The organism is Stenotrophomonas maltophilia group sp. RNC7, from assembly GCF_030910085.1.
Classification (GTDB): Bacteria; Pseudomonadota; Gammaproteobacteria; order Xanthomonadales; family Xanthomonadaceae; genus Stenotrophomonas; species Stenotrophomonas sepilia.
In genome coordinates this window covers 1-341 of record NZ_JAVFVN010000097.1, presented here as the reverse complement: position 1 = coordinate 341, position 341 = coordinate 1, and the positions used below count along the sequence as shown (strand labels likewise).

Annotated in this window: 1 protein-coding gene; it reads left to right on the top strand. The window is 66.0% G+C overall.

The genetic code is table 11. The annotated features are described in order from the left end of the window. On the top strand, positions 1-341 hold a 341-nt coding region (locus RCF13_RS00955), incomplete at both ends, for a TCP-1/cpn60 chaperonin family protein (protein WP_308140734.1).

Sequence of the window (341 nt, the reverse complement as noted above, 5' to 3'; positions counted from 1 at the left end):
GCCTGGCCAAGCTGGCCGGCGGTGTTGCCGTGATCAAGGTAGGCGCTGCCACCGAAGTCGAGATGAAAGAGAAGAAAGCCCGCGTCGAAGACGCCCTGCACGCCACGCGCGCTGCGGTGGAAGAAGGCGTTGTGGCCGGCGGCGGCGTGGCTCTGCTGCGCGCCAAGCAAGCCATCACCGACCTGAAGGGCGACACGCCTGACCAGAACGCCGGCATCAAGCTGATCCTGCGTGCCGTCGAAGAACCCCTGCGCACCATCGTCACCAACGCCGGCGAAGAAGCCAGCGTGGTGGTCAACACCGTGCTGCAAGGCAAGGGCAACTACGGCTACAACGCCGCG